Genomic DNA, 10890 nt, shown 5'->3' with positions numbered 1-10890 from the left:
ATGAAAGGATTACCATTGAACTTGAAAAAGTGAGTGCCAAAAAAGAAAGCCTTGAAATGCAACACCTTGATGATGTTAAATATAAGGAGAAGCTTTCAGCTATAAGTAAGATAGTTGATAACGGTGATGAGCCTTTGACGGAGTTTGATGATGACCTTTTTGTGGCTCTGGTTGATAAGGTAATAATAAAGTCACCGAACCATTTCATGTTTATACTTGAAAGTGGGCAGGAATATGAGACAGATTATAGCAGTCAGCAGCAGACCACCCATGTTGAGACGGTCGTATTGCTGTCAAAGGTCGATAAATAAAAGTGTAAAAGTGCTTGATATAAAGGGAATTCCGTGATTTTGAACTCATATTCAAACTGGGTTCAAGGTCATGGAATTTTTTATTGTAAGAACATATCTAATGACAGAAAAACACAAGGTTGTGTGGACAATATTACTTTTTGGCTACTGAGTTGACGAAATTACTGTCAAAAAGGTGGCGAGTGGATAGAATTACTGTAAAAATGGGGTTGAGTTGTCTGAAATGTTGAAACATATCTTAATATTATAAACCAAATATATTGACAAAATCATCTTATTTATGCCATAATATTAAATGGATTTGTTAATTTACAGAACGGAGGACGGTTATATGATAAAAAACAATATTGAAAAAGATATTAAAATAAAATGTGTTGAAGCTGATACAACACAAGCTGCTTTAGCTGAAAAAATAGGAAAAACCGTACAGTATGTAAATCGTATCGTAAAGAAAGATGATGGTGTTGTAAATAAAACTTTTATTCAAATGATGGAAGGATTAGGTTATGACATTAGGCTTATCTACGAAAAAAGGGAGGACACCGACAATGAATAAACAGCAATTGGCTTCTACAATTTGGCAGTCAGCAAATCAAATGCGTTCCAAGATAGAAGCAAATGAATATAAGGATTACATCCTCGGTTTTATGTTTTATAAGTACCTTTCAGAACGTGAAATTCAGTTCTTGAAAGATGAAGGATATAAAGATGTCGATATTAAAAAGGTTAGTGAGGAGGATGTTCAACTGGCAAAGCACATTCGCCAGAATATTGGTTATTTTATCTCATATAACAATCTTTTTTCCACATGGCTTGAAAAGGGTGATGATTTCAATATCGCCAATGTTCGCGATGCTTTAAATGCATTTGACTTAAACATAGAGGAAACCTATAAGAAGATTTTTGAAAATATATTTAAGACATTGCAGTCTGGGCTTTCCAAATTGGGTGATACAGCTCAAAAACAGACCAAGTCAGTAAAGGGTTTGTTAAAGCTTATTAGACGAATTCCTATGGATGGAAAACAGGATTATGACATTTTAGGATTTATTTATGAATATCTCATCAGTATGTTTGCAGCAAATGCAGGGAAAAAAGCTGGAGAATTTTACACACCGCATGAGGTGTCAGTTTTGATGTCTGAAATTATAGCAGAGCATTTAAAGGATAAAGAGCACATTAAAATCTATGATCCAACATCTGGCTCAGGATCTCTCCTAATCAATATAGGTACTTCAATTAGTCGATTTATTCCTGGCGAGAACAAGGTTGATTACTATGCGCAAGAATTGAAGGAAAATACATATAACCTTACTCGAATGAATTTGGTTATGCGTGGTATTAGTCCCGCAAACATTAATGTACGAAATGGCGATTCATTAGAGGATGACTGGCCCTACTTTGAAAATGACCAAAACAGAGAGCAAACTTATCGTCTGGTCAAGGTGGATGCAGTAGTTTCAAATCCGCCTTATTCTCAGAAATGGGACCCAAAAGATAAAGAATATGACCCTCGGTATAAAGAGTTTGGCGTAGCTCCAAAAGCAAAAGCAGACTATGCATTCTTGCTGCATGAGCTATATCATTTAGAGGATGACGGAATTATGACCATTGTTTTACCGCATGGGGCATTATTCCGTGGCGGTGAAGAAGGTAAAATCAGAGAAACGCTTATCGAACGAAATCACATAGAGGCTATCATAGGTTTGCCTGCAAACATATTTTTTGGAACTTCTATTCCTACGATTGTTATGGTGTTGAAAAGAACACGTAAGGATTCTGATGTGTTGATTATTGACGCTTCAAAAGGATTTGAAAAAGCAGGAAAAAATAACAAACTTCGTGCCTGTGATATTAAAAAAATTGCAGATGCTGTGAGACTTAGACAGCCTATTAAAAAATATGCAGCTCTTGTGACCAAAAAGAAAATACGTGAAAATGAATATAACCTAAATATTCCTAGATACGTGGATTCTTCCGATGATCCAGAAACTTGGGATATTAGGGCGACTATGTTTGGTGGTATTCCGATGCACGAAGCCACATTACTTAAAGAGTATTGGGATACATTCCCTGGTCTTTTTGAAGCACTATTCAAAGAGATGTCGGAGGGTTATTTAATGGTTCCTCACGAGGACATCAAAGCTGTCACTCTAGAGGTTCCTTCCATCCAAGAATACAAACAGGCTTTCGCTGCGAGTTTTGATGGTTTTTATAAATCCTTGTATGATTCTCTCATCGAAGATATTTTGGATGTAAACGCACAGGGGAAAAAGGATGAGGTGTGTGAAGAGATTTTTAATCGCATTTCAAGGGTCAAACTCTTGGACAAATATAAAGCCTACCAAATCTTATCGGAAAATTGGGACGTCATAGCGGCTGATTTAGAAATGATACAGGGTGAAGGGTTTGAAGCGATTTTTCAAGTTGACCCCAATATGGTTATTAAAAAGAAATCAGATGACGACGATGAAGTACCAGAAGTACAGGAAGGCTGGAAAGGCCGTATTCTTCCTTTTGAATTGGTGCAGCAAGAAATACACGCAGATGAACTGAATGAGATTATCGTGCTTGAAAATCGTTTGCGTGAAATTGCATCTATTTATACTGAAGTTTTAGAGTCGTTGGAAGATGACGAACTAGAAGGAAGTACAGTAACTGAAGAAAAGGACTCTTTTGTCGCGAAGGAAGTCAGAATTTTTGTAGCAGAGGCACTAAAGGATGTAGATAGTCCAGAAATTGCAGCACTTCAAAAATATCTACTACTTTCAAAAAAGAACGATAAGTTGGATTACATTGCCACAACCAATATAGTTGCGTGGGGTGAGATGAATGCAAATAAGGACGGCACTTATGGCAAACCCGCCGTTAACAGTCGTATCGCGCAATTACAAATGGAATACGATTTTCCTGAGAATTCTTTTGAGGCAAAGATGAAGCAAGTGCTTATGCTAATGGATGAAGAAACACAAAGCAAGCGTGAACTTCGAATAAAAAAGGATGAACTACATCTAAAAACAAAAGATACCATTGAGCATATGGATGAAGATACTGCATTGCGACTTTTGGATTTGAAATGGATTGAACCACTTGTAAGTGGAATATTTGAGTTGCCAGAAGACATGATTAATCAGATGATTACCAAAATTATTGCGCTCCAAAATAAATATGCAACTACATTTGCAGATATTGAAGAAGGTATAACTGATACTAGAAAAACCTTGTATAAGATGCTTGGTGATCTTACCGGAAGTGTATCTGATATGGAAGGATTAGCAGAGTTTAGAAAGAGTCTGGAGGTTTAAGGATGGATAAAGAAAAATTGTTACCCAGTCTAAGATTTTCTGGATATAAGGATACATGGGAAAGGAATAAATTAGAACACTACCTTAATGTTTCCAATGAAAAAAATACCGAAGGGATTTTTGGTAAAGAAGATGTCTTATCTGTATCTGGTGATTTTGGTATCATAAATCAAATAGAATTTCACGGCAGATCATTTGCAGGAGTTTCAACAGCTAATTATGGAGTAGTTAACACAGGTGATGTCGTATATACCAAATCTCCACTGAAAGCAAATCCTTTTGGTATTATCAAAACAAACAAAGGACCTGCTGGAATTGTATCTACTCTTTATGCCGTTTATCATCCAAAAGAAAATGTTTATCCCGATTTCATCCAAGTTTATTTCGAACAATATGCAAGAATGAATCAATACATGCATCCTTTAGTAAACAAAGGTGCAAAAAACGACATGAAAGTATCAGATGCAAATGCATTAAAGGGGGATGTCGTTTTTCCAAAAGTGGATGAAGAAAAAAAGATTGTAGAATATTTTATGAATATTGACAGGCTTATTACACTTCACCAGAAAGAGTATGATAAGTTACTAATTATGAAAAAAGCTATGTTGGAAAAAATGTTCCCTAAAAATGGTAACAAGGTGCCAGAAGTACGATTTTCTGAATTTGATGGAGCGTGGGGGTATCGGAAATTGGGAACTATTTCTGATAAGGTTACGGAAAAGAATGTATATATGGAATATACAGAAACTTTAACAAACTCTGCGGAATACGGAATTATTAGTCAAAGGGACTTTTTTGATCATGATATTGCTAAGCAGGATAAAATAAACGGCTATTATGTAGTGCGTCCAGAGGACTTTGTTTATAATCCACGTATTTCAACAACGGCGCCTGTAGGACCGATTGGGCGTAACAAATTAGGAAGATGTGGAGTTATATCACCTCTATATACTGTATTTAGGCCAAAAGAGGTGGACAATAGTTTTCTTGAGCAATTTTTTAAGAGCAGTCACTGGTATTCTTTCATGCGGTTTAATGGGGATACAGGTGCTCGCTCGGATAGGTTTTCTATCAAAGACACCACATTCTTTGAAATGCCGATTCCTTTTCCTAAATTAAATGAACAACGACGTATTGGACAATATCTTGCTGGATTGGATGTTCTTATTTCTCTTCAAGATAAAAAGTTAACTAAGCTAAAAAATATCAAGGCCGGTTGCTTAGAAAAAATGTTTGTGTAAATAGGAGGTGAGTTACATGTCTGAAATTATATATACAGAAGAAAAAGACTTTGAAGATGCGGTCATTAAAGCCCTGATTGAATATGGCTGGGAGCCGAATGTTATACGATTTCCTACTGAAGAAGATTTGATTCAAAACTGGGCAGACATTCTTTTCAATAATAACAAGCAGAATACACGTTTGAATGATTGCCCTCTGACCTCAGGTGAAATGGATCAGATTATAAACCAGGTAAAGGCTTTACAGTCACCAGTTTTACTGAATGAATTTATCAATGGTAGAAGTATTTCAATCACTCGCGATAACCCAGAAGATCAACTACATCTTGGAAAAGAAGTAAGTTTGAAAATCTATGACCGTCAAGAGATAGCTTTAGGTCAAAGCCGATACCAAATTGTACAGCAACCACAATTCAAGACAAAGTCTCCTATTCTCAACAATAGGCGAGGAGATTTGATGTTGCTTATTAATGGTATGCCAGTAATCCATCTGGAGTTAAAACGCAGTGGTATACCGGTCAGCGAAGCGTATAACCAGATACAGAAATATTCTCACGAAGGTGTATTCCGTGGAATTTTTTCTATGATACAGATTTTTGTAGCCATGCAGCCCAAAGAATCTGTGTATTTTGCCAACCCAGGTGAAGGCGGTGTTTTTAACAAGGCATTCTACTTCCATTGGGCTGACTTTAATAATAATCCCATCAATGATTGGCATACTTTTGTGCATAGGTTTTTATCTATACCTATGGCACATATGTTAATCGGGTTCTATACGATTGCAGATACTGATGATGGAATTCTTAAGGTAATGCGTAGCTATCAGTATTATGCTGCCGTTGGAATTGCTAATATTGTGGCTGATAAGAAAAGCCACTGGGATGACGGTAAGCAGCTTGGCGGTCATATTTGGCATACAACGGGAAGTGGTAAAACTATGACCAGCTTTAAGGCGGCGCAGTTAATTGCCAGCAACCATGATGCAGAGAAGGTAGTATTCTTGGTTGACCGTAAAGAACTAGGTATTCAATCTTTAAAAGAATACCGTTCTTTTGCATCCGAAAGTGAATCAGTACAGGCAACTGAAAATACAATGATTCTGACTTCTAAATTGAAAAGTGATGATCTTGATAATACGCTAATTGTTACGTCTATTCAAAAACTCAGTAATATTGCTGCCGAGGACTCAGGATTGAATGATGCAGACCTAAAAGCAATACAGCGTAAACGCATGGTTATCATTATTGATGAATGTCATCGTTCTACATTCGGAGATATGCTGATTAACATCAAGAATATTTTTAAGAATGCTATTATTTTTGGTTTCACTGGAACACCAATACAGGATTTAAATGCAAAGAAAGACAGTACCACCCCCACTATTTTTGGAGATGAAATTCATAGATATACTTTAGGGGATGGAATAAGAGACAAGAATGTACTAGGATTTGATCCATACCTTGTTCGTATCTATAATGACAATGATTTGAGGGAACAAATTGCATTGGAAAAAGCAAAAGCATCTTCTCAGCAGGAAGCCATGAGCGACCCCAAAAAGAAGAAAATATTTCTCAAATATATGGATTCATCACAGGTGAAAATGTACGGAGAGCTTGTTAATGGTAAATGGATTAGTGGTATAGAGGATTACATTCCCAACGAGCAGTATCAAACACCTGAATATAAGTTGGGAATTATTACTGATATAAAAAAGAAATGGTCCCTTTACAGTCGTGACAGACAATTTCATGCTATTTTTGCGACCAGCAGTATTCCAGAAGCAGTGGAGTACTATCGTCTGATGGTAAAGGAAATGCCAGAACTAATGATTACGGCTGTGTTCGATCCATCTATTGATAACGAAGGTGGCGGCTCACTTGAAAAGGAAGATGGCATTGAGAACTCGACAGGCAATGTTAAATCACTTGTTAGTGGTTACATGTCTCATCTTAGAAGATTTCGATTGTTTTTGTCATTGGATGAGACTGTGTCCCCAGTTGAATATGAACAACAGACCACAGTAAAGCCAAAACGTGCGAGCCGTGAAATAATAATCAACAAAATGTATGTCGGAACCTATTTGTCAGAGGGAGATAATATAGGGCATGAAATCATAAACCTATACAAAGCAGATGATGGGAAAAATTATATTTATCTAAATTCTCAAGGCACAATAGAATCATCTCATGGAGAAAGTTGTATAACCGTTTTGTTGGTACGGAAATTTGCCTCAAAAACATATAAAATACTGGCGAAGGCAGAGGGTATTACAATTCTTGATTTCGCCGATGGCAAACTTCCGCGAATAGAAAGATATAAAGGACAAGTTGCATTGGGACTAACCTACGGTGGAGTAAGTCTTGTTGATTTATTTAATGAAAATTCCTATCGTGGTAGTCTTGAAGAAGAAAAAAATGCTTATACCACATTTGTCGCTGATAGGGTTATTAAGCCAAAAAATCATATTTATATTACAGACGATGAATTTGTTAGTGGAGATAACACTTTTTTCATTCGTACAAATAAAGGATTTGGCAAACAAACATTAAGAGAGTTCTACAACGAAAATGAAAAGCCGGATTCCTTTGCTGATTTGAATCAGATAATTGAGGCCAAAGAGCTATGGGAAGATACTAATACGAACCAAGCAATTTCTGAATTGCCAAAGCTTCAAAAAGATCCATATTTCAATTTCCTTAAAATAATTAAGCAGGAAGACAATGAACTCGCTTTTTCCAATATGCTTGCTTACTTTTTCAATATAAATAGAGAAGCTTTTTCTAAGTTTGCGCATGAAGTTTTATCTATCAAGATACAAACAGATTTCACCATAGAGAGAGAAAAGAGAAATATTGACCTGCTAATCTCTGACAAAAACAATGCCATTGTAATAGAAAATAAAATCAAATCAAGCATCAATGGTATTGATGACAGACACGATATTTACAGTGATAAGGTACAATCACAGCTTAAAAAATACTATCAATATGTCACAACTGATGATGAGTATCGCAAGAAATCTGTGAGTTGCTTTATTTTTTCACCTAATTACAATCACATTGAACTAAGCAAGTTTTCGTGCGGTGAAAAGTATACTGTCATTTATTACAGAGAAATTTATAATTTCTTTATTGAAAACAGGAGCCTGTTTGATGATGTGACTTATTTTGAAGATTTCATTAATGCAATGCATAAGCACACAAAGGACTACGATAATGATTTAGAAGAAGAAATGCAAAGAAGATTTCTAAATACTATTTACAAAGCAAAAAAGGAGTAAAGAGACCGTCGTCTGTGGAGATATATTATTTTCAAAGATGTCATCAGATGGAAAATGATATTACAGCAAATAAAATATTGGTATTGCCTTGGATTTGTTCATACTCATCGGATAAGTTCCTTTGCTTTATTAAGTCCGAGAGCTTTTCGGATGCTTTTAAATCAGAGATTTTTTCATCTGTATGGCTAATATCGAACAGGAAAGCTTTAAAAGAGTTGTTGAGACAAAATGCAGATTAGTAAAAAGTTTCTCGAATAATATTGAATTATAGAAAGGGATCGTTATGGAGTATATAATAAAAGAATTTTTGCTTTTTTTAACATACAGCTTTATTGGCTGGGTATGTGAGGTAATATATTGTTCGTTTCCGGATAAAAAGTTTGTGAACAGAGGGTTTTTAATAGGCCCATATTGTCCTATTTATGGCTTTGGAGCACTTGCAGTCATAAATATTTTGACACCTTTTTCAGATAATCCTATAATAGTTTATTTTCTTGCAGTGATTATAACTAGTCTTTTGGAATATGTTACGGGATACTTATTAGAACGAATATACCATTTAAAATGGTGGGATTATTCAAATTATAAGTTGAATATTCATGGAAGAGTCGTATTACATAATTCGTTGATTTTTGGAGGATTATCATTAATCGCAATATATTTTCTAAATCCTATTTTACTTAATATGATTAACAAGTTGCCATTAAGCATGCGTTACACATCAAGTTTAATATTACTATCCATATTCTTGACTGATAATATAATATCTACTCTAAATGCTTTAAAATTGAATACCAACCTATCGAAGCTTCATATGATTGCGGATGAAATCAAAGAGACGATGTCAGAGAAACTTTTTATAAAATTAAAATCAATACAATCTGACGAAGAACTGTCTCAGATTAGGGTATTAACAAATAAAATCGATGAGCTTAACCAAAAATTTAATGATATATCAAAACAAAATAAAGAGTTTGTGAAAAGAGTATTTGCTGCTTTCCCCAATATAACGTCAAAATTACATAAAGAAACACTAATTAATTTAAAAGCAGTAAATAAAATGAACACAAACAAGAAAAATAAAAAAAGCAATTGATAGTATAAAAAATAAAGCACATGGGTGAATAACCCGATGTGCTTTATTTTGCCTTATTCAACATCAATTGTAATGCTGTTGTTTGGCTTTTCTTCTTTAGGAACTACAACTTTAAGTAAACCATTTTCCAGTTTTGCTTTAATACCATCTGGCTTGGCATCTTCCAAATAAATTGAACGACTCATAGAACTATAACGTCTCTCTCTGTGGATGAAATTCTTTTTCTTTGATTCACTGTTTTCATCCCTAGTAATAGAAATCATAAGTTTTCCATCGTTAAGTTCAACATTGATGCCTTTTTTATCTATACCTGGCACTTCAGCCTCAATTAGGTATTCATTGCCATTATCTTCGACATCAACTTTGAAAGTGTCATGTGTGAGGGTTCTTCTAAAAGGCCAGTCATTGGAAAAAAAGTCATCAAGTACGTTGTAGAAGTCCTCAAAGCCAGTGTTTGTAGAGATTTCTTTGTTCTTTTTGTTAAAAGGTACTAATCCAGCCATAAATAACAACTCCTTTTCAATTTATTTTTTTGTTAGCACTCTCGTTTATTGAGTGCTAATTATTATATAACACAGAATGTTCCACTTGTCAATATATTTTTGAGAATTTTTTTACTTAAATTTGACTTTGATATTTTTCCATAAACGAGAGTCAATCTTGGATATGTTTCCATTTACGAGCGTGGATATGTTCCTAAGTTCGAGAGTAGGTAAAAATATAACTAAAACACCGTTTTGACAGCTATCAAGACCTCTCGAGCCATACAGAAACGGTTTCATTACTGGAACGGGTAGAACCCTGATAAATAAAGGACTTCAGCTTTTTAAAGCTGCTACATTTTTGAATAACCCTTGAGGAGATAAAAAAGATGACATCGGGGTCAAATGCCGGTATTTCAAGCTTCACCGAATTCCTATACGTGTGAATCAGGAGTTTTATCCAACCCCAAAAAATTGTATTGGCCTTAGATTAAAACTCTACAGATTTTCAGAAACAAACCGATAAAATAAAAACGAGGAGGAGGACGATGAATAAGGAAAAGCAGACGGTGAAACGCAGAATTTTTATTTCTAATACCAGAATGGTACTTGTAACTTTAAGTCTATTTCTTTTCGTTAATATGTTTGTAGTAAATTTATATGAGAGCACTTATAAAAACAGCATGATTGGTTCGTCTGAGTTAGCAGATAATACCGAACAAATAAGAAATATCCTGACAGATTGGAATCCATCCCCAACAGAAGAGGCGATAAACAATCTTGCAACAAAACTGAACAGGTATGGATTTTCTCTTTGCGTTGAAATAGATAGTGAAGTGATTTACTCAAATACTGATTTTCCTGTGAGTGAGCTTATAAATGAAATTGGAGATTATTTGGAAACAGATGAAAAGGTGCATATTTATGTACAAGACTATATGACTGTGCTAACACAAAATAATATGAATGAGAAAATGAAAGTGTTTGCAATTGCAGGAGAATATCATAAATTCCTGTTTCAAAAAAATAGTTTGACTACTATACTTATACTATTGCTGATTGATGGTATATTTTGCATAGGTGCCTTACTCATAATTAGTCAGATTTTTACTAAGAGACTTATAGAACATATCACAAATCCTTTAGATGCATTGTCAAAAGGAGCAAAAAGAATG

General features: G+C 34.8%; 7 protein-coding genes and 1 pseudogene. 7 read left to right on the top strand and 1 reads right to left on the bottom strand.

The window, feature by feature from the left end; translation table 11 throughout:
- The 6 genes and pseudogenes from A7D23_RS13395 to A7D23_RS13370 form a co-directional block, all read left to right on the top strand.
- A pseudogene (locus tag A7D23_RS13395) lies at positions 1 to 311 on the top strand (recombinase family protein); the annotation flags it as partial.
- 331 nt (positions 312 to 642) lie between these two features.
- The gene (locus A7D23_RS13390) at positions 643 to 867 is read left to right on the top strand and encodes a helix-turn-helix transcriptional regulator (RefSeq protein ID WP_068884138.1); all 225 of its coding nucleotides are present in this window, start codon (positions 643 to 645) and stop codon (positions 865 to 867) included.
- The gene (locus A7D23_RS13385; RefSeq protein ID WP_068884136.1) at positions 860 to 3616 is read left to right on the top strand and encodes a type I restriction-modification system subunit M; all 2757 of its coding nucleotides are present in this window, start codon (positions 860 to 862) and stop codon (positions 3614 to 3616) included. The genes A7D23_RS13390 and A7D23_RS13385 overlap by 8 nt, the downstream gene beginning before the upstream one ends.
- 2 nt (positions 3617 to 3618) lie before the next feature.
- Positions 3619 to 4857: a restriction endonuclease subunit S gene (locus tag A7D23_RS16485; RefSeq protein WP_068884131.1), complete on the top strand. Its 1239-nt coding sequence runs from the start codon at positions 3619 to 3621 to the stop codon at positions 4855 to 4857.
- 16 nt (positions 4858 to 4873) lie between these two features.
- Positions 4874 to 8137 (top strand): DEAD/DEAH box helicase family protein, encoded by a 3264-nt coding sequence (locus tag A7D23_RS15735; RefSeq protein WP_242871536.1) that lies wholly within the window; start codon positions 4874 to 4876, stop codon positions 8135 to 8137.
- A gap of 283 nt (positions 8138 to 8420) precedes the next feature.
- A complete protein-coding gene (locus A7D23_RS13370) occupies positions 8421 to 9233 on the top strand; it encodes a hypothetical protein (protein WP_068884130.1) in 813 nt (270 codons plus the stop codon).
- A 53-nt stretch (positions 9234 to 9286) separates the two neighbouring features.
- On the opposite strand, the gene A7D23_RS13365 is transcribed toward A7D23_RS13370, so the two are convergent.
- Entirely contained in the window at positions 9287 to 9736 is a 450-nt protein-coding gene (locus A7D23_RS13365) for an Hsp20/alpha crystallin family protein (protein ID WP_068884129.1), read from the bottom strand.
- A 527-nt stretch (positions 9737 to 10263) separates the two neighbouring features.
- On the opposite strand from A7D23_RS13365, the gene A7D23_RS13360 reads away from it, so the two are divergent.
- Positions 10264 to 10890 (top strand): hypothetical protein (locus A7D23_RS13360; protein ID WP_348981002.1); only part of this gene is annotated, 627 nt, incomplete at its 3' end.

Origin of the sequence: Dehalobacter sp. TeCB1, from assembly GCF_001707455.1 — a bacterium.
Lineage (GTDB): Bacteria > Bacillota > Desulfitobacteriia > Desulfitobacteriales > Syntrophobotulaceae > Dehalobacter > Dehalobacter restrictus.
The sequence above is the reverse complement of the archived record's forward strand: the minus strand, read 5'-3'. Positions and strand labels throughout refer to the sequence as shown.

Coding starts and splice junctions, on each gene's coding strand:
- A7D23_RS16485 (WP_068884131.1), top strand. CDS start 3,619: ATGGATAAAGAAAAATTGTTACCCAGTCTAAGATTTTCTGGATATAAG.
- A7D23_RS15735 (WP_242871536.1), top strand. CDS start 4,874: ATGTCTGAAATTATATATACAGAAGAAAAAGACTTTGAAGATGCGGTC.
- A7D23_RS13385 (WP_068884136.1), top strand. CDS start 860: ATGAATAAACAGCAATTGGCTTCTACAATTTGGCAGTCAGCAAATCAA.
- A7D23_RS13390 (WP_068884138.1), top strand. CDS start 643: ATGATAAAAAACAATATTGAAAAAGATATTAAAATAAAATGTGTTGAA.
- A7D23_RS13370 (WP_068884130.1), top strand. CDS start 8,421: ATGGAGTATATAATAAAAGAATTTTTGCTTTTTTTAACATACAGCTTT.
- A7D23_RS13365 (WP_068884129.1), bottom strand. CDS start 9,736: ATGGCTGGATTAGTACCTTTTAACAAAAAGAACAAAGAAATCTCTACA.